The organism is Streptomyces vulcanius, from assembly GCF_042653945.1.
GTDB lineage: Bacteria > Actinomycetota > Actinomycetes > Streptomycetales > Streptomycetaceae > Streptomyces > Streptomyces mangrovi.
On sequence record NZ_JBHSFK010000082.1, the window covers coordinates 1 to 17434 of the forward strand.

The 17434-nt window shown below is 68.8% G+C and carries 19 protein-coding genes; 8 read left to right on the forward strand and 11 right to left on the reverse strand.

The genetic code is table 11. The annotated features are described in order from the left end of the window. Positions 1-478: 478 nt before the first annotated feature. Positions 479-1300, forward strand: coding sequence for a non-homologous end joining protein Ku (gene ku / locus ACFPIH_RS55165; RefSeq protein ID WP_381187148.1), 822 nt, complete (start codon positions 479-481; stop codon positions 1298-1300). On the opposite strand, the gene ACFPIH_RS55170 is transcribed toward ku, so the two are convergent. From ACFPIH_RS55170 to ACFPIH_RS55180, 3 genes are all read right to left on the reverse strand, one after another. Continuing rightward, a complete protein-coding gene (locus tag ACFPIH_RS55170) occupies positions 1301-1546 on the reverse strand; it encodes a hypothetical protein (protein WP_381187151.1) in 246 nt (81 codons plus the stop codon). A 133-nt stretch (positions 1547-1679) separates the two neighbouring features. Further along, the gene (locus tag ACFPIH_RS55175) at positions 1680-1850 is read right to left on the reverse strand and encodes a DUF6233 domain-containing protein (RefSeq protein WP_381187219.1); all 171 of its coding nucleotides are present in this window, start codon (positions 1848-1850) and stop codon (positions 1680-1682) included. Between the two features lie 2 nt (positions 1851-1852). Continuing rightward, positions 1853-2005 (reverse strand): hypothetical protein, encoded by a 153-nt coding sequence (locus ACFPIH_RS55180; RefSeq protein ID WP_385879377.1) that lies wholly within the window; start codon positions 2003-2005, stop codon positions 1853-1855. An 88-nt stretch (positions 2006-2093) separates the two neighbouring features. On the opposite strand from ACFPIH_RS55180, the gene ACFPIH_RS55185 reads away from it, so the two are divergent. Further along, the gene (locus tag ACFPIH_RS55185) at positions 2094-3101 is read left to right on the forward strand and encodes a DNA polymerase Y family protein (RefSeq protein WP_381187157.1); all 1008 of its coding nucleotides are present in this window, start codon (positions 2094-2096) and stop codon (positions 3099-3101) included. A 92-nt stretch (positions 3102-3193) separates the two neighbouring features. Here ACFPIH_RS55185 and ACFPIH_RS55190 read toward each other — a convergent pair whose 3' ends face one another. From ACFPIH_RS55190 to ACFPIH_RS55215, 6 genes are all read right to left on the reverse strand, one after another. Next, a complete protein-coding gene (locus ACFPIH_RS55190) occupies positions 3194-3400 on the reverse strand; it encodes a hypothetical protein (RefSeq protein ID WP_381187160.1) in 207 nt (68 codons plus the stop codon). After that, complete coding sequence (locus ACFPIH_RS55195; RefSeq protein ID WP_381187162.1) at positions 3397-3933, reverse strand: RNA polymerase sigma factor; 537 nt, start codon at positions 3931-3933, stop codon at positions 3397-3399. The genes ACFPIH_RS55190 and ACFPIH_RS55195 overlap by 4 nt, the downstream gene beginning before the upstream one ends. A gap of 548 nt (positions 3934-4481) precedes the next feature. After that, entirely contained in the window at positions 4482-5114 is a 633-nt protein-coding gene (locus tag ACFPIH_RS55200) for a hypothetical protein (RefSeq protein WP_381187164.1), read from the reverse strand. 211 nt (positions 5115-5325) lie between these two features. Next, the gene (locus ACFPIH_RS55205; RefSeq protein ID WP_381187167.1) at positions 5326-6660 is read right to left on the reverse strand and encodes a 3'-5' exonuclease; all 1335 of its coding nucleotides are present in this window, start codon (positions 6658-6660) and stop codon (positions 5326-5328) included. A gap of 525 nt (positions 6661-7185) precedes the next feature. Then, the gene (locus ACFPIH_RS55210; protein ID WP_381187170.1) at positions 7186-8082 is read right to left on the reverse strand and encodes a replication-relaxation family protein; all 897 of its coding nucleotides are present in this window, start codon (positions 8080-8082) and stop codon (positions 7186-7188) included. 261 nt (positions 8083-8343) lie between these two features. Then, positions 8344-8559 carry a hypothetical protein gene (locus tag ACFPIH_RS55215; protein ID WP_381187173.1) on the reverse strand — a complete coding sequence of 72 codons (216 nt, stop codon included), beginning with the start codon at positions 8557-8559 and terminating at the stop codon, positions 8344-8346. Positions 8560-8781: 222 nt separating this feature from the next. Here ACFPIH_RS55215 and ACFPIH_RS55220 point away from each other — a divergent pair, with 222 nt between their 5' ends. Together ACFPIH_RS55220 and ACFPIH_RS55225 are read left to right on the forward strand one after the other, a co-directional pair. Further along, entirely contained in the window at positions 8782-9324 is a 543-nt protein-coding gene (locus tag ACFPIH_RS55220; protein ID WP_381187176.1) for a hypothetical protein, read from the forward strand. Next, entirely contained in the window at positions 9321-10283 is a 963-nt protein-coding gene (locus ACFPIH_RS55225; RefSeq protein ID WP_381187178.1) for a hypothetical protein, read from the forward strand. The genes ACFPIH_RS55220 and ACFPIH_RS55225 overlap by 4 nt, the downstream gene beginning before the upstream one ends. 107 nt (positions 10284-10390) lie before the next feature. Here the strand turns inward: ACFPIH_RS55225 and ACFPIH_RS55230 are convergent, their stop codons facing one another. Further along, entirely contained in the window at positions 10391-10816 is a 426-nt protein-coding gene (locus ACFPIH_RS55230) for a hypothetical protein (protein ID WP_381187181.1), read from the reverse strand. Between the two features lie 208 nt (positions 10817-11024). Between ACFPIH_RS55230 and ACFPIH_RS55235 the strand changes: the two genes are divergently transcribed. From ACFPIH_RS55235 to ACFPIH_RS55250, 4 genes are all read left to right on the forward strand, one after another. Further along, on the forward strand, positions 11025-11261 hold the full coding sequence (locus ACFPIH_RS55235) for a hypothetical protein (RefSeq protein WP_381187184.1): 237 nt from the start codon (positions 11025-11027) through the stop codon (positions 11259-11261). Between the two features lie 558 nt (positions 11262-11819). Further along, complete coding sequence (locus ACFPIH_RS55240; protein ID WP_381187187.1) at positions 11820-12905, forward strand: dsDNA nuclease domain-containing protein; 1086 nt, start codon at positions 11820-11822, stop codon at positions 12903-12905. Beyond that, positions 12895-13476: a hypothetical protein gene (locus ACFPIH_RS55245; protein ID WP_381187189.1), complete on the forward strand. Its 582-nt coding sequence runs from the start codon at positions 12895-12897 to the stop codon at positions 13474-13476. The genes ACFPIH_RS55240 and ACFPIH_RS55245 overlap by 11 nt, the downstream gene beginning before the upstream one ends. Then, a complete protein-coding gene (locus ACFPIH_RS55250) occupies positions 13473-15410 on the forward strand; it encodes a hypothetical protein (protein WP_381187191.1) in 1938 nt (645 codons plus the stop codon). Before ACFPIH_RS55245 ends, ACFPIH_RS55250 begins: the two co-directional genes overlap by 4 nt. Positions 15411-15475: 65 nt before the next feature. Here the strand turns inward: ACFPIH_RS55250 and ACFPIH_RS55255 are convergent. Continuing rightward, the coding region (locus ACFPIH_RS55255; RefSeq protein WP_385879380.1) for a helicase associated domain-containing protein at positions 15476-17434 on the reverse strand (1959 nt) is incomplete at its 5' end.

Genomic DNA, 17434 nt, shown 5'->3' on the forward strand with positions numbered 1-17434 from the left:
GAGCGCGATGGCGTCCCGCTTGAACTCCTCGGTGTACCGCTTCGTGTACTTGCTTCCCACCTGGTGCTACTTCCTCTGGAACCTCAGGTCCCAGTCTCCAGGTGTCCACGATCAAGGGGAAGCTTCACAACAGACATACCCCGCCGCCTGGAGGCCGGAGACGAACAAGGACGCGACCGTGGCCTGCTCTTTGTCAACAAAGTGGCCGAGCGTTGGGGGGTCAGCCGACTGGTCGGCGGAAAAGTCGTCTGGTTCGAGATGCGACTCGAGGGATCGCCGCCCTGACAAGGGCGAGGAAGTCCCTGTGCCACCAGCACACGGACCTCATCCCTCAGCTTTCCCTAACATGGTCCCCGAAAATCCGCTCCGGAACTGGGCTGAGGAACTCCGCCACCGCTGACCGATCCCCCGGTGCCCTCACACGGCCGTGGCTCCCCTCCCGGATGCGAGGGGAGCCACGGACGCCGACGCTGGAACCATGAGGGCCACCGCTACCTGGTCGGGCACCATCGCGTTCGGGATGGTCGCGATTCCGGTCCAGCTCTACGCGGCTACCGAAGAGCACACCGCGCGGCTCCATGAGATCCACACCGCCGACGGAAGCCGCGTCCAGCACCGCCGCTTCTGTGCTGCGGAGGGGCGGGAGATCAGCTATTCCGAGGTCGGTCGGGGTGTCGCCCTTCCGGACGGCCGCATGCTGCCGCTCTCCGAGGACGACCTCGCCCGCTTGCCGCTGCCGACCAAGCGCACGATCACGGTGGTGGGGTTTATCGACCCGAAGGGCGTGGTCCCGATCAGCTACGACCGGCCGTACTACGTCGCTCCCGCCGCAGGGACCGCGGACCGGCCGTACGCCCTCCTGGTGGAGGTCCTCTCCCGGACCGGGCTCGTGGCGATGGCCAAGGTCGCGATCCGCAGCCGCGAACGCAAGGCGGTACTCCGGCCGTACCGCGGACTGCTGCTTCTGCAGACCCTGCGCTGGAGCGATGAGATCCGCGACCCCGGCGACCTCGCCCACCTGGTCCCCGCCGTCCCGCTCAGCGACCGTGAGCGACGGCTGGCGGAAGTGCTGGTGCAGGAGATGGTCGGCGTCGACGACAGCGTGGACCACGACGGGTACGCCCACGCCCTGGAGCAGCTGGTCGACGCCGTCGCCTCGGGCGACGAGCCGGCCGAACCGCCTCCTCAGCCCGAGCTGGCCGTGGATCTCATGACCGCGCTGCAGCAAAGCGTCGATGAGGCACGAGCCGCCAGGCACCCCACGAAGCGATCCCCGAAGGCCGACCGGCAGGGGAAGTGATCAGCCCGCCCACCCGATGTCACGGACCTCGATCGCCCCGGCGTGCGGCATGTACTGGATCCAGCACCGCCGCCCGAACGCCTCCCGGATCTCCTCCACGGAGCCCGGGTCGCGCACATCGGGCCAGGCCCGCGGATCCATCCGCGCGACCTCCACCAGTGCCATCACCTCCTGGCGGGCTCGGTCGTCCGGCAACTGCGCCATGACTTCCACCGCGAGTTCCTCCACCACCACGCCGTACCGCATCCCGCACACCCCCGTGTGATCGACTCGGGCAGCAGCGTACGGAGGAACCGCCGGTCACGTTCCGGCCTGTGGATAACCCGGAACCGGCATGGTCCAGGGGCCGGACGGCGAGCGTGCCAATTGCCGCCGGGAGTCAGTCGATGATGTGCAGCTGGGTGTTGGGGTGGCAGAACGGGCACGCCGGCACTGCGCCTGAGGTGAGGAGCCTGCGGGCCTCGTCGCGGTCGATCGCGCGGTGGCGTCTGCCGTTCATGGCGCACTCGCCGTCGTGGACCTGGATTGGCTCGCCCGTGGCGGTACCCAGTTCTACGAGCCAGTCCGGGGGCCGCGGCCGCGCTCCTCTTCAGCCTGCCGCTGCCGGAGGCAGGCGATCTTGCGGTCGATGCGCTCCAGCCACAGGGCGTGCCAGACCCGCAAGGTCTGCAGGCGGTCCAGGTCAGGCGGCAGATCATCGAACACATTTTTGATTCTATGCTCGCGATCCACGCCTCACGCCTCGCGTATTCGATTATCTGTTCGATAACGTGGGATCCGGGAGGTGAGTGTCATGAGCGCGGACGGACGCGCACGCGAGGTGGCGACGGTGATGCACGTGCGCTGCCCGCAGGACGTGCCGGAGGAGACGTACCGGCAGGTTCTGGAGCTGCTCGCGGACCTGTCCGCGGTCGTGCAGGCGCTGCCGCCCGCTGCGGCCTTGGTGGAACTGAAGGGGGCACTGCGCTATCACGGGGTCGGCGGACACCGGCTGGGGGAGATGGCCCGGCTGCGGTCGGTGGCCCGGCTAGGAGTGGACCTGCGGATCGGGGTCGGAACCTCCCGGACGGTCGCGGCGACCGCGTCGGCGCAGACGCCGGCGGCGGGCGGCATCGTGTCGGTGGACCCGGAGACCACCGCGAAATGGCTCGGCACGCTGCCGGTGGAGGCGCTGTACGGAATCGGCCCCCGGCAGGCGGCAGTCCTGCGCGACTACGGCATCGGCACGGTGGCGCTGCTCGCCTCCGTGCCTACGGGGACGGTGCAGCGGATCCTGGGGGCGAGGGCGGGGCGGACCGCCGCGGAACGGGCCCGCGGCTGGGACCTCACCCCGGTCACCCCCAGGTCCCTGCCGGTGTCCGTGAGCGTCGGGACCCGTTTCGAGCGGGACCTGCTGGACGGAGCGGAGGTGAGGGCCCGGCTGCTGGAGCTGGTCGTACGGCTCGGCATCACGCTGCGCGGCCGGGGCCAGGCGGCCCGGGCCGTCACGCTCCAGCTGCGCTTCGCCGGCGACGCGCGCTGGGAGAAGAACCGCCGCCTACGGGTGCCGTCCGCGCACGAGGACGACCTGCGCACGGCGGTCTACCAGCTGATGGACGCAGCCGGTCTCCAGCGTGGGCGCCTGAGGGGGATCGTGCTGAAGGGCGAGGACGCGGTCGCCGCCGATGCCGTTGCCGAGCAGCTCAGCCTCGATCCCGGCCGCGAAGCCCGGCTGGTCATGGAGGAAGCAGCCGACCGGGTCCGCGCCAAGTTCGGACCCGACACGATCGGCCCCGCCAGCGCGGCCCTGCGCGCTGGCTGACCGCTGACGTCGGCTTACCACGGATCATTCGAAAGGCGCGACGGGCTGCACACTGCGGATGTGCAGCCCGCCGCGCTCGTACAGGAAGGCCGTCACGTCACCAGAGTCGCGATGATCGCCAGCAGGGTAAGGAACAGCACCATGGCGCTGAAGGCCACGAAGCTCCCGCGGTTGATCGCTTCCGGTACGGGAGCTCCGCCCCATCGTGCGACGCCGAATGCGATGCCGCCGGCGAACAGGGCGAGGGCCAGGCCGACGCCCAGCGCGAGCATCAGCAGGACAAGGATGTGGACGCTCACGCGGCACCCCGCTGCTGGCGGTGGCGGGTGCCGTCCTTGGTGTGGAGCTGCTCGGGGATCCAGATGCGCCGCTCCCGGGCTGCGTCGTACAGGGTGTTGCGGAAGCGGTGCTTGCGGGTGCGGACCGCACCGTGGGTGAGGTTCAGCGTGTCCGCGATCTCGGTGTCCGAGTAGCCGTCGACGGTCATACGGACGACCGCCTGGGTTGCCGGCGGCTGTTCGTCCAGGATGTCCTCGAAGTTGGTGGTGAAGACGACGGCCTCGGGCTCGGACAGGACGTCGGCCGTCTGGAGCAGCCCGAACATGCCCGGGATCTCGTACGCCGACTGCGCCGGGCAGGCGTACAGGGCGTGCTGCTCAGCCCATGCCACGCGCTTCTTCGCCCAGGTCGTGTAGACCCGGCGGAACTCCCAGATGCACTGGCCGATGTAGTACGAGGTCAGGCAACTGGCTCCACGGCCGCCCCTGTGGCTGGGGTTCCAGTTGCCTTCGACCAGCGCCTTGCGCTGGAACGTCTTCAGCCCGCGCATCACGTCGACGACGATCTCGTCGCGGGCCTCGCTGCTGTTGCGCAGGAGGGCGACATCTTCGGGGTGGACCCAGAAGGGGATCCCCCGCTTGGCACCGCTTCAGGGCGATCCGGGCGAGCGTCCCCTTGCGGAGCATGCCGCGAAGGATCGGCATGCTCTGAAGGCACAGCTCGTTCTCGAACACCTTGTACGCCGGCCCTTCGAAGTTGCACAGGGCCAGTTCCTTCACCCGGGCGGCGTCGCTGCGGATCCGCGCCGTCCGGTGGTCGGGCAGGGTCGCGTCGACGGCTTCCGCGACCTCATGCTCTGCACGCACTAAAACCCCTCGTTCTCGTTCACTCAGATCCCGAGACCGCTCATCCAGCGCGCGCGATGGACAGCTGCCTTGTTGTATCGAGTGATGTGCAGAGAAAAGATGTGAATGTCACCCGACGATCCAAAGTTTTTGTGCGGCAGTTATTTTGTGCGGCAGAGATTGCTGCGCGCGTCCCAAATGACCTCGCCTTATACGTCGTCAGCTGGCCCCGAGGTGCCGCCCGGCCGCGTGCCGCTCAACGGCCCTGGCGTGCGGCCCGGATGGCGTCGACGTGGGGCCGGATGAAGGCCCGCAGCCGGTGTTCGGCCTGGGCGTGCTCTTCGTCGGTCAGGGCCCGCCGTACGCACAGTTCGGTGATCTCGACTTCGTACGTGTGGTAGTCGTCTGCGGGCCGGGGCAGCGGGACGGGGTACAGGTGCCAGCCGTGCGCGGTCGCCCGCCACAGCTGCCGGTCACCCTCCGCGAGGCTGCCGAAGTGCTCGATGAACATCGCCACGACGTCCGCGTCGAAGTACATCGACGGCCGGTCGCCCGCCGCGCACCCCGGGCAGCCGTCCTCGCCGGTACACACCGCCAGGCGCCGGTCGTAGCGCGGCGGCCAGAAGCGCGGGTGGGCGCGCTGCTGGGTGTAGGTACGGCCGACGGGCCGACGATGGACTTCGACGTGGCCGCCGGCCTCGAGGCGCCGCACCGCCCGCCGTACGGCGGCACGTTGGGCGTCGGTCGGCTGCTCGACTCCGTAGACGACGCGGGCGAGGCCGGAGACCGAGGCGGCCAGCGGGGTCCCGTCGACGGTGCTGAGGCCGCCGGGCTCGCTGCGCACGTACGCCAGCACGGCCCGCTGTACTCGCCCGAGTCCTCGTGACACGCCTCCAGTGTCCCGCTCGGCCCGGGCCTGGGATACGAGCGCTTACGGCTTGGCCGGGATGATCGCGGTGAAGGTGTTGGGCATCTGAGCAACGAACGCTTACGCCGCGCTGCCGGTGGGGCGGGACGACGAAGCCTCCGGGACCTGGCCGGTCCCGGAGGCTCATCCCTTGCTCCGCAGGCACTGCACAACGAGCGCGGCCCTGACGGCGTCACGCGGCAGCGGGCGCCGCCGCGTTCTCGAAGGGGCTGGGGTAAGCGGCCATCTCCTCAAGCCGCGAGATGACGGCACGCGCATCGCCCAGGGCCCGGTGACCGCCGCGCAGCTTTTGCCAGGTGTAGTTGCCCCAGTAGTCGTGCCAGTCGCCGAAGAAGGCGGCGTACTGCTCCATCGCGCACTCCTCCCACTCCTGCGCGTCCAGCCAGGCCTGCGCGGCTGCGTGCCGGTGGCCGCCGTACCGGGGCTGTTTGGCGAAGTCGACCGTGCCCTGGGCTTGGTGGTGCAGGTGGAGCTCCCACCCCAGCCGTCCGGTGTCGTACTCCCGGTTGTAGATCACAATCCGGCGCCCGGCGAGGGCCTCGGTGAGGCGGGGGAGGACCTCGGAGAAGGTGGGCGCGTCTTCGACCATGGCGTCGGTGATTTTGTGAATCGCCGTGGCCTCCACGGGGATCGGCTCGCCGCCGGGGTTGATCAGAGTGTCGAGCAGCACCGTCCCGGACGCCGTGGTGACGGCGATCTCCACGATCCGCGACGTCGCGGTCAGGCCCGTCGTCTCGGTGTCCAGGACCGCGTAGGCGTCCGGGTCGGCGAGGATCTTCTGAGCCCACGCGATGGTGGGCCCGAGGTCGTCCCACCGGGCACGGTCCGAGAGCCGCTGCGCCTCGATGCGCTCCTGCTCGATCTCCTGGTCGCACGGGGTGCAGTGCCAGGCGGCCACCGCCCGCTCGCGCTCGTTCATCGCCGCCCACACCGCGAGCGGGACCAGCTGCACAAGGCACCGCCGGCAGGAGCGGTCCACCAGCGACAGCGCCACCCGCCGTCCGCGCTCACGGCGTTCGTCGCACGCCAGACACATCCCTTCGCCCCAGCTCCTGGCGGGCGCCGGCGTCCGGAAGACGGTGCCGCAGTCCTGGCACGTCCGGCGGCGCAGATCGGCCAGGCGCCGGGCCTCCCGGTCCCGGCACACGCCGCACATCCCCCACACCGGGACCTCGAACGCCTCACCGCAGTCGGTGCAGGTCCGCCGCTGCTGCATCTGGCGACGCTGCAGGGCCGACAGCGGCCGCATCTTCACCGACTGCTCCGGGTCCCACAGGGCGACCCGGGTCCCGTACCAGTGCACGTAGACGTACGCGGTCGGCCGCTGGCCCGCAGCGGGCTTGCGCCGCACTGCGGCCAGTTGCGCCTTCGTCCGCAGGTACGCCGGTGCCCGGCCGCTTGCGTACGCCGGCACCCCCTCCACGAACTTCAGCGGCTTGCCCCGGGCCACCCGGTCCGGATCGACGTCGTCCTCCTGGCCCGCCAACGCGGTCAACACCTCGTTCACGAATTGCCTCCTTCGGCCTAGCGGCGACCAACCGCAATGGAACGTGACATAACGCATGAATCAGTGTCAAGTGCCAAGAAAAACAGGCAAGTTACGCGTATGCGCTTAGATACCCGCTCGCGTACGCGAGGGAAAAACTCACCCGTCCGGGCGCCCGGCGGAGCCCGGGAGCTGACGCGGTGGTCGGCAGCGTGGTCGCCCCGACCATGACCCCCGACCACGCCTTCGGTCGTGCCGCGTCCAGCCCCGACCACGGCTGGTCAGCGCACCGCTGAAGCCCGCAGAGACCGTGAGACGGCTGGTTGCCTCTCGTATGGCCCCTCTTGGTGTCCTTCTTGGTGCTTCTCGTGGTGCCCCTCGTGGTGCCCCTCGTAGTGCTTCGACCGGTTGGTCATTGGCGTTCGGACACACGGCTGACCAGGCCGACAAGGGGCGGATACGCGCTGGCCTGGTGGCCGACTACTTCGCTACGGAGGGTCTGCGGGCGAAGTACAGACCCGTGCCGTCGTCTGCGGCGGCCGTACGTCAGGTCTGCCGGTGCCCGGACTCCGGCCAGCGGACTCGCTGGCCGGGGTCGTGGACGGGGCGCCACACAGGTGCGGAGGGGCCGTGCTGGAGCAGGTCGGCCAGCGGCGCCGCGAGCATGGGGACGTCGTACGGGAAGCGGGCCAGCAGCCCGGCCCCCGCGCGCAGGGCGCTGATCCGGTTCTCGACACCGGCCGGTCCGGTGCCGTCCAGGACGAACAGGATGCGGGGGAAGAGCGGGTAGCGCCGCCGCCACTCCTCAACCGCCGGTTCCTGGTGGGTCGGCCGGCGCCCCGGGACCACGGGCACGTAGCGGTGGAGGCGCTCGTACGCGGTCAGCTTCGCGGCCAGGCGCTCGGGCCCCATCGTGGCCCGGTCGACCTCCACGAACGCCCGCAGCATCGACCCGTTGTCACCATCGACGGGGCCGCGCCGGTAGTACAGGAGTGCGTCGGGGATGACGGCCTCGCCGCTCCCGATGGGGTGGTGGACCTCGGGGATCCAGTCCAGCGGCTCGCACACATCGCCGCGGCGGCGGGCGTCCTCGAGGAAGACGAGCGCCGTCTCGGTCACGGTCAGCGTGTGGCTGGCCTTCAGCCGCACGGCGGTCGGATCGGACACAGTCCGGGAAGGCCGGCGCCCGCGCATCTCGGGCCACTCGGAGGCGAGCTGCACGCCGTACGAGGTCGGGAACCACACCCGCGTCCGTCCGGCCTGCGGCAGCGTGATGCGGTCGACCAGCCCCTCCACGCGCAGCCGGGCCAGCCGCCGCCGGGTCTGCTCGATACGCACCTCGGGCGCGATCACCCGGTGCATCTGCTCGGTGGTGGCCATCCGGTACTGCGCCAGCACACCCAGCGCCATCCGGTCCCCGCTGCCCACGTCCACGCCGACCATCACGGATCCGCTCGCTTCCCGTCCGGTGCGGCACCGGCCTGCCCGGCGCCGCGCGTACCGGTCACAGCAGCAGCCGGCCCCGACCAGAACCCCGACCACGAAGGCCCGACCACGGTCACGAAGCGACAACACCGCCGTGGACCAGGCCCACATCCCCGCCGACAACCCGTCCGACAACCGTCCGCCCGCTCTGGCGGGACTGTCCGTGAACCCGCAGGTCACCACGCTGACCCTGCCGTGGTCGGGAGGCCGACATCCCCTCTACGCCCCCGAGTCCACGCCCCACAGCAGGAAGAACAGAGAAGTGGGTGGGTGGGACAGGCCCCGGGCGGCGGGCGAGGGGATCGGGCGCCGCCGGTGTTCCTCGCGCGCGACGGCGGGGCCGCGCGCGACGCCGGACGGCTCGCCGACGAGGAAGAGCAACGCCGCGCCCTGGCCGCCTTCTGGACGGCTGAGACGCGGCGGGCGAGGGAGCACCCTCGTAGTGCTGTACGGGCCCGGCTCCGTGTCTGCCGCCAACGTGACCCCGGGCAGGCACCGATGCATGGGGTCGATCGGCACGGTTTCAGCCACTGCATCTGATTGCCCGGCGGGTCCCGGACAGCTGCGGGTACGGTCGATCGGTTTGACGGCTGGCGGTGGCTGCCGTTGGGAAGTGTCCGGTCGGCGTGTCGTCGCATAGCGGGTGGGGGTGGTTCGGTGGTCAGCACCGAGCAGGAGATCGAGGAGCAGTTCGCGCAGCTTCAGCAGAAGGTCGGCGCTCGCCATACCGAGGTGTTGAAGCACTCCGACGGTGACCAGTTCGCGGTGGAGTACGCCCGGCTGGTGAACGTCACCAGCAAGCTGGTGGAGTTCGAGAAGACGATTCCCGAGCGTCTGGCCGAACCCGATCGCAGACGCAGTGAGCGCATCGTGACGTGGTCCTGGCGCGGCCAGGCGGCCGTCGGCGCGGTTTTGATCGCGCTCGTCTTCCTCCTCGACCGCTCGACTTGGTGGTTGGTCCTGCTGGTCCCGCACTTCGGGGGAACGGTGGCCGGCTGCTTCCAGAAGGTCGATGCCGAACAGCACCGTGACCGCCGCTTCGGGGCCATTGGACTGCACGTGGTCGCGCTCCTGATGGCCCTCATCAGCCTGAGCGTGATCAGCCGGTGGTTCATCATCGCCGCCGCCGTGGGCTGGATGCTCGTTGCCGGGTCCTCGATGGACAGCACGGGCGCCGACCCGAAGGGGGCGCGGCGGTGAGCGACGACTACAGCTACCAGGTCCGCCGTCTGGAGACCCGGACCGGCGGGATGGAGCACGAGCTGCACTCGCTGCGTTCGAAGCTGGGGGAGGTCGAAGACCTCGACTACGAGCTGCGCGACATCCGGGGCGGCATCCGCAGCCTCGAGGACGACCTCAGCACCGTCCGCAACGACCTCACCGAGCTGGACGACGACGTACGCGGCCACATCCAGGACACGGATCAGTCCCTCAAGCGGCTGACCGGCCGCGTCCAGGCCCTCGAAGCGCACCTGCTCGCTGCGGGCGGCGCCCCGCTCGCCGACCTCGACACCATCGACCCGGAGTGGAAGAAGCTGGCCAGGACCGCCAGCCACGGCTGGCACGTGCGCTCCGGCCTGCTCCACAGACACCAGCGCGAGGCCCACCGCCTCAAGGTCCGCGAGTACGAAGGCGCGGTCGCCGAACGCGACGAACACCGTGACAAGGTGGTGGAGGCCGCCGGCATCCTGGCCAGTCAGCCGCGCACGTCCCGCGAGTTCAAACAGGCCGTCATGGACTTCGGCATGTCCCGCACCCTCGCCGCAAGCCACGATCAGCGGGCCCGGCAACTGGCCGGCCCCGCCCAGACCGCCCAGGCCGCACTGGCTCAGGACGACACTCTCAGGCAGGCGAAGGCGTCGCTGATCGAGCAGGGCGACAAGGCGGAGAGGAAGCTGAACTGGCTGCTGCGCGGCCGTCTGGCCGACGCGATCCGCGACCGCGCCCTGCTGCCCATGTGGTTCGTGACCGTGCTCGGTCCCGTGCCGCCGGCGCACAAGACGCAGGAGTGGATGGACCTCGCCACCCAGGTCCTGGCCTACCGGGTCACTTACGGGATCACGGACCATGCCGTCGCGCTCGGACCGGCGCCCGACGAGTACGTGCCGCGTCGCACCGAGTGGTACGGCGAACTCACCAAGGACCTGCGCCGCTGGTAGCCCGCGCGGTTCGGTCCCGCTGATGACGCAGGAGTTTCCGCGCCGCCGTCGCCCCAAGCGGCATCTGACCCGGACGACGACGCCGGGGCCGACGGGTACGCGACGGGTCAACGGCGGCGTCCGACCGTGCCGCGGACGAGGACGTAGGGAGTCACGCAGAAGGCAGCGACGTTGCAGGCGACGAGCAGGGCGATGAACAGCCAGTAGGAGAAGCCGTGGCCGTCGGAGGCGGCGACGAGGGACCCGTAGGTGAGGCTGATGAAGATGCCGGTGACGGCGAGCCCGGCAGCCCAGCCCAGCGCGCTCATGCCGAAACCGAGACCGATGAAGGACCAGAACAAGAAGGGACCGACAAGGACCGCGATGGCCCCGAACACCGGCGGAGTGACATCCCGGTCGCCGATGAAATCCGTGAGCTGAGGGATGGAGATGAAGGTCCATAAGCCGGTGAAGGCGAGGCCGATGGCGACGGCCACGATCGTGATCACGCGGTTGGCACGGCTGGCGGAGGCGGCGTTCGCGGCGTCAGTCATGAGGCAGTGGACTCCATCTACTACGGCGGGCGAGGTGATCGGATCCATCCCGGTATAGCCGACGCAGACCACAGGGGGGCGCGCTTCCGCGCAAGGCGTCCGGGACCCGACCATGAGGCCGACCGCGCTGGTCCGCACCCGATCTGCCGCGCCAGGGGCAGGCGTGTCCGAAGTGACACGCAATTCGAACAAGCGATCTAATAGCGACATGGACGCGACCGACTTCCCCGACGACCTGGTGCAGACGCAAGCCGCCTGGAACGCCACCTACGACGCGCTCACCGCACCCCGCCCCCGCGACACCACCACCCTGCGCCGCCGCCTGCTGCTCCTGTCCGTACGGCTGTGGTGGCACCCCTACTGGGAGACCGCCCCCTCGGTGCCGACGGCGCGCTCCGAGCTGCGCCAGCTGGCTCGCGCCCAAGGAGCCGTCCGGGCCGCGTGACCTGTTCGCCTCGGACGACCAGTAACACGAGGTTGCGGCAGGGGTTGCGCCTGGCCGTTGCGCTGGAGGTTGCGACGGGGGTTGCGCCTACTGTTGCGCGACCCGACGGACCGGATCCGTGTTCGTGCAGGTCACCACGCGGTTTCGCCGTGGTCGGGGTGCTGACATCCCCGTTGCGGCCGCTCTGCCCATGTCCCCTGGCTGAAGTGAAGGAGGAAGGGACGGGAGGGATGGGCAGCGCGGCCCGCAGCCGGAGATCGGGGCGCGCTGAGCCCGGTTGCGCGTCGGCCGGGGCCGCCGCGCCTCGCTGCCGTCAGTCCGGCGGCGGAGGCCGGACGGAAGTCGCCGGCGCCTCGGTGCTTTCCTCCCGGCGCCGAGCCCCCCAGCAAGGGCGGCGGAGTGGGTAACTCTGTCGCTGAGTGTCAAGCGTATTGCCACACTCTGTTACTCGGTGGTGTACTTGGCCGCCTTGGATGATCTAGGGGGTGTGGGTGCGAGCCACAGGGTCGTCAGCCAGTTCTGTGTCGCCTTACGGGCGCCTGACTCATCGGAACGCCGATGTCTGCAGCGCCGGCTGACGGCGGACGCCGAAGTCGGCGTGGCTTCGCCTACCAAGACGCGGTGACGCTTCTGGACTGCCTCGACATGCATGAGGGCATGTGGACTCAGGTCTCCTGGGAGGACCTGGAAGACATCGTCTGTAGAAACGGTGACGCGCCCGCATACCGCCAGGTGAAGACCATTGAAGAAGCCGGCAAGCGGCACAGTGTCGCCAAAGTGTGTACACCGGACATTCCGAAGAAGCCAGAGACGAGCTACTTGGGAAAGCTCTTCCTCGGGAAACCTCTCCCACCCGAGACTCGGTTCACCTTCATTGTCAATGAGAGTCCGCAGGCCGACTTCCATGCGTTCGTCGTCGATCGCGGACAGCAGCGTGGTCCTGTCCCGTCGAAGATTCGTGACGACATCATTGTTCGGCTCAAAGGCGTGGATCTTCCCGATGCCCGCGACATCGGCTGGTGCGTCGACCGTCTAGAGGTCCTTGTTGAGGGCCGCACGATCGAGCAGGTTGAGGACAGGGCTCTACGTCGACTCGGACCGATCGTGACGAAGGTTCTGGGGCAGCCGCCCTTGACCACTGACATCGAAGACGTCCTGGTCTGGCTCGGAGTTCGCATCGCACGCGACGCGCTTGCTCCAGTGCCACGCAAGGTGTGCCCCAGCGACTTCCAAGACATGCTCCACGAAGCGATCACACGGGCTACCGGGCGAAGGCCGGACGGAAGCACTGCGCCTCTCACGAAACTCACTGACAAGCTCGCGGTCGCCGGAGTCCCGTCAGACGAGGCGGTAGGGCACCTGGACAACGCGCTGAAGTACCGTCGTGCTTGGCGTGCCAGCCTCGGTCCCGCCCGCGAGGCGATGGACGCCTTCGCCGACGAAGTCCACGCCATCTGCTCACGCGTCATGGCAGAACGACGCGCCGGACGCATCCCCGCCGGCTCAGAGGCATACTTCGAGACCCTGACCCGCGTAGAAGACCTCCCCGCGGTGAGTAGCGGCACCGTGTCTCTCGCCCGAGCTCACGCCGTGCTTGCGGACATCACCGCCCGCTGTCAGAACCGGTACGCCGATGCGTCATAACATCGGCGCGAGCGCCGTCCCACCGCCCCACCGGCCATGGGACCCCGACGACTCGCCAGACTTTCACGCCTCTCGGCTACTGCTCCTGGTTGCCGAGTGCGGCAGCGCCCCCGGTCCTCATATCGCCGGCCGCACCAAGCTCGCGAAGCTCGACTTCTTCCTGCGCTACCCGGCGTTCCTCGAGCGCGCACACACGGAACTCGCCGAGACCCTGAGCGGACAGGCCGCTTTTCGCGCATCGATGCCCGAAGAGGTAGAGGCCCCGATGATCCGGTACCGGTTCGGTCCCTGGGACCCCCGCTACCGCCAGTTTCTGGCCTTCCTCATGGCCCGCGGTCTCATCACCATCACCACCAGCCACAGACCAGAGCGAGTCCGCTTGACCTCGGGAGGAAAGCGAGCGGCCGCAGCGCTGGCGGACATGGACGAATTCCAGCCCATCGTCACTCGATGCCGCGCCATGAGGGACAACCTGGCGCAGTGGTCCGGGACCGACCTGAAGAACCTTGTCTACCAACTCTTCCCCGAGGAAGTAGCGGACCTCGCCTACAACCAGGAGATCAGGCCATGACGACGCCCCCGACACCCTCCCGCAAAGGGCTGAGAGTCGAGTCGGTCACGCTGGTGCACACGTCGGGCGAGATGGATACGTACGCGTTCAACACCGCTGGCCTCAGCGTTCTGTCTGGCGTCAGGAACAGCTCGAAGACCACCACGCTCAAAGCCATCGACTACTGTCTGGGCAACGGGGACAGCCCGACCAAGGCCCTGAAGGCGGCCGTGGCCGACGAGTACGTAGAGGTCAGCATCGAACTGACCCTGGACGGCGCTCCAACGGAAATCCGGCGCAGCCTCCAGTACGGGCGCCAGAACAAGGTCGTACTGGACGGCGATGAATTCCCTGTCGGCGAGTTCTCCGACCGTATCCTGCACAAGCTTGGCTGGCCGATCCTTAGTATTCCCAAAGGCATCCGGGCCACCACCGCCACCGAGCTCACACCTCTGACGTTCCGCAGCGTGCTGCGCCACATCTACCGCAACGAGGACTCGTGGACTCAGTTCGCTGACCAGGAACAAGAGTTTCTGAGGCGAGCCGTCATCAGCTACCTCTTGGGTTTCGCCCCGACCAGGTACAGCAACCACGACTTCGAGCTTGCGGCAGCACAGCGCCGACTCGCGCAGGCGCAGGCGGCCGAACGAGAGGTGCATGACAGCACAGACCGAGCCGTCGCAGCCGTCTGCGAGAACCTGCAGCTGCCAACACCCAGGAGCGAGCAGCAGGTCAACTCCGTCAGAACCGACTTGCGGGCCGAGCTCGACGCGGTTGTCAGGCAACGTTCCCAGCTGACCCGCGAAGTGGAGCAGCTTGTTGCCGGACGACGCCAAGAAGGCGATGCCGGGGCAGCGAGCCATGGCTACGACGCCACCCTGTCGCAGCAGTACGAGCAGGCGACCCAGAACCTCACGGCCACCGCCGAGACCGTCGCTGGCCTCGAGCAGGTCCTGAATGCCCACATGCAGTCTCACAACACGGTCCGGGCAGAGATCGCCCGCATGGAACGCCTTCTAGCTTCCGTCGACCTCTTCGACAGCCTGCCGGTGCGCCTGTGTCCTGCCTGCGAGCAGAAGATCGACATCCATCGAGATCACCCAGAGGGCACTTGCTACGTCTGCACTCAGCCAGTGACAGAGGACCAGCGCAGACGACGCGGAGAACTAGAGAAGCGGTCCCTGGCCGCAGAGGCCGACGACCTCCAGGAAGTCATCGCCCGAACCAGCCACGACCTCGACCAAGCAAAAGCCGACCACCGGCACGCCCAGAGCACCCATCAAGACATCGCCAGGCAGCTGAACGTCGACCGGGCGGCCCGCCTCGCACCGTTCATGGCCAGACTCGAAGAGATGGCCGCCCAGACCGCCACCCTGGAACAAAAACTCATGGCGCTGCCCGCCATCGAGCAGATGCTCACCCGCAAGACTGCCGCCACGCAGACAAGCCAGGCGGCCCAAGACAGACTGAACCGACTGAAGCAGCAACTCGATGAAACCCCCACCACAGGGAGAACTCCCATCGACCGCTGCGCCCTGTTCGCTGACCGGATGAACGAATTCCTCAACCGCCACCGCGATGATGTCTGGGTGGCAGGGAACGTGGCGATCAGCGCGGACGACCTGACCTTCTACGTCGGGACCCGCCCCTGGAACCAAGTTCTCGGAGCCGAGGCCCGAGTGCTGTTCTTCCTCGCCTATAGCAGGGCCCTACTGTTCCTGGCCAGGGACCTGGGGGACGACTGCCCGTACCCGGGACTCCTCATGCTCGACAACCCATTTCAGCAGGGAATCGCAAGCGACATCGTTCACGAAGTTCTCCGTGACATTGCCGATGCCGCCCAAGCCACCGGCGCACAGGTGATTTCCACGCAGGCCGTACCAGTACCACGTCTCTCCCCTGGCATCGAACAGATCACTATGCCGAACACCTACATCGGCGAACCCGAGAGCTGACGGCCCGGATGACAAGGAGGGGCAGGCCGCCTGGCGCTCCACGACCGGCTTCCTCCTGTCCTGCCTTACGCCCATTCGACGCCCAACTTCCGAAGCGCGACCAGCTGTTCTTCGGTGAGCTTGTCCCGCCTGGCCTTGGTGTTGCTGTACCAGATGCCGAGCTTGGTTTCGGTCCCATCGGGCAAGGTCTCCACCGCCTTCCGGGGTACAGGCCGGTGGGCGCCTTCCCGTTCCACCCACTGTGTGAGGGCCGCCAAGCCGCGCTGGAACGCCTGCTGCGCCTTGCCCGGGCCCTTCGCCGCACGATCGGCCGCCGGGGCGGGAGACGTCTCCTCAAGCGGCTTGATGCCCAGCGTGGACAGCCGCTCCTGCTGCTCTGCGGACAGCTGCGCCCAAGTGCCCGGCTGCTTCTGCCGCTCCAGCCACCGCCCGATGTCGTCACCGTCCATCAGTACGCCGGGCTGGATCTCGGGCAGGACGCCGTCGGCGTCGACCAGGTCGGCGAGGACGCGGTAGTGGCGCTGCCAGTCCAGCGGCCACGGGCAGTCCCAGTCCGGGTCGACCGCCGCCAGCTGCTGCGCGCGCTCCGCCGCACGCTCAGCGTCCTTCCCGAGACCGCCCTTCCGCCGGAGATTGGCGACATGCTGCCCGACCGGCACCATCGCGTCGCCCTCGCCCCACACCTGGTCCTGACGCGGAGCAAGGTGCCCCGTGGTCCGCCGGTACGACCGCAGCGCGGCGAGCTTGGTCTCCCAGGCTTCCTCGCCCGGCTCCCACACCATCCCGGCCTCCGGCGCGTCCAGGAGCTCCTTGCGCCGCTCCTCCAGGTCCCCGGCCCGCAGCGATTTCCGCTGCTGGTGGACCCATCGCCCAAGCGGAAAATCTTTCGTCACCCCCACTTCGACTTCTACGTCGTAGGGAACGGCGTAGAGCCCGGTGATCTCGTTCTCCGCCCGCCAGCGGATGAGGGCCTGGTAACCCTCCAACCAGACGAGGCTGTCCGGCCGGTAGACGCGGGTGCGCAGGAACGCAGCGATCGTGGCCGCGTCGCGGGGAGTGGAGAAGTGGAGCAGGGCCGATTCGGCGGCGGCCTGGGTGTCGTCGTGCTCCTGGTCCTCGCCCTCGCCGTCCGCGCCGACGATCCGGCCCTCCTCATCGCGCTGCACGTGGACCTTGCGGGCGTGCTTGCCGCGGCTGAGGGCGCGGGAGGCGAGCTGCTCGACAAGTCGTTCATCATGACTTCGGAGCCCTTGCAAAACAGCTACAAGCGGGCGAAAACTGGCGCTGGCGACCATGTCGGTCGGGTCCTCGTTCGGCTCCAGGAAGATCGGCACGATGATCCTGGCCACCTTGGTGGAGCCGTCGCGGTTCAGCCTCAGCGCGCGGCCGATGTTCTGTACGATCTCCACCTGCGAGCCGCGGGTGTCGGCGAAGCAGATCGCCTCGACTCCCCGGTCGCCGGTGATGTCGACGCCTTCCCCGAGCACGCGAACGCTGGCGAGGAAGGCGCGGTGGACCCGGCGGCCGGCCGCGTCGATGCCGTTGGCGAACTGCCGCAGTGCCTCCCGGCGTTCGGCCACCGTGTGGTCGCCGCACAGCCACGCCGACCACACGCGGTCCGGGGGTACGTGGCGGCCGGCCTCCAGGCCGTAGAACTCCGCGTCGATCGACGACGCGGGCAGCGCCTTCTCCGCCTTCACCATCGTCTCGTCATCGGTGTCCGTGACGTACAGCTCCGCAGCGGTCTTCGGCAGCGCCTCCGCGAACGCCTGCGCCTCCTCCACCTTCTGATGGAAAGTCATGGTCGTCCGCAGGTTGTACGCCGCCGCGTGCTCCAGGAGCGCGGTCTGCAGCAGGGCCAGGCGCCGGCCCCGCAGCGCCTCCTCCGACAGCCCGAGTGCGATCTCTCGGCTTGGTGTCGGTAATGGTGAGAGTCGGTGGTGCTGGTCTGGTGGTGTGCTGTGTCGGCGCTGGTCAGTGGGGTGTTGGGGCGGGGCCGGCACTGTCATGAGGTGAGAGGTTGG

Excerpts from the sequence above, each read along its gene's own strand:
- ACFPIH_RS55185 (WP_381187157.1), top strand. The coding sequence starts at position 2,094 with ATGAGCGCGGACGGACGCGCACGCGAGGTGGCGACGGTGATGCACGTG.
- ACFPIH_RS55240 (WP_381187187.1), top strand. The coding sequence starts at position 11,820 with ATGTCTGCAGCGCCGGCTGACGGCGGACGCCGAAGTCGGCGTGGCTTC.
- ACFPIH_RS55230 (WP_381187181.1), bottom strand. The coding sequence starts at position 10,816 with ATGACTGACGCCGCGAACGCCGCCTCCGCCAGCCGTGCCAACCGCGTG.
- ACFPIH_RS55170 (WP_381187151.1), bottom strand. The coding sequence starts at position 1,546 with ATGCGGTACGGCGTGGTGGTGGAGGAACTCGCGGTGGAAGTCATGGCG.
- ACFPIH_RS55210 (WP_381187170.1), bottom strand. The coding sequence starts at position 8,082 with ATGGTCGGCGTGGACGTGGGCAGCGGGGACCGGATGGCGCTGGGTGTG.
- ACFPIH_RS55250 (WP_381187191.1), top strand. The coding sequence starts at position 13,473 with ATGACGACGCCCCCGACACCCTCCCGCAAAGGGCTGAGAGTCGAGTCG.
- ku (WP_381187148.1), top strand. The coding sequence starts at position 479 with ATGAGGGCCACCGCTACCTGGTCGGGCACCATCGCGTTCGGGATGGTC.
- ACFPIH_RS55245 (WP_381187189.1), top strand. The coding sequence starts at position 12,895 with ATGCGTCATAACATCGGCGCGAGCGCCGTCCCACCGCCCCACCGGCCA.
- ACFPIH_RS55235 (WP_381187184.1), top strand. The coding sequence starts at position 11,025 with ATGGACGCGACCGACTTCCCCGACGACCTGGTGCAGACGCAAGCCGCC.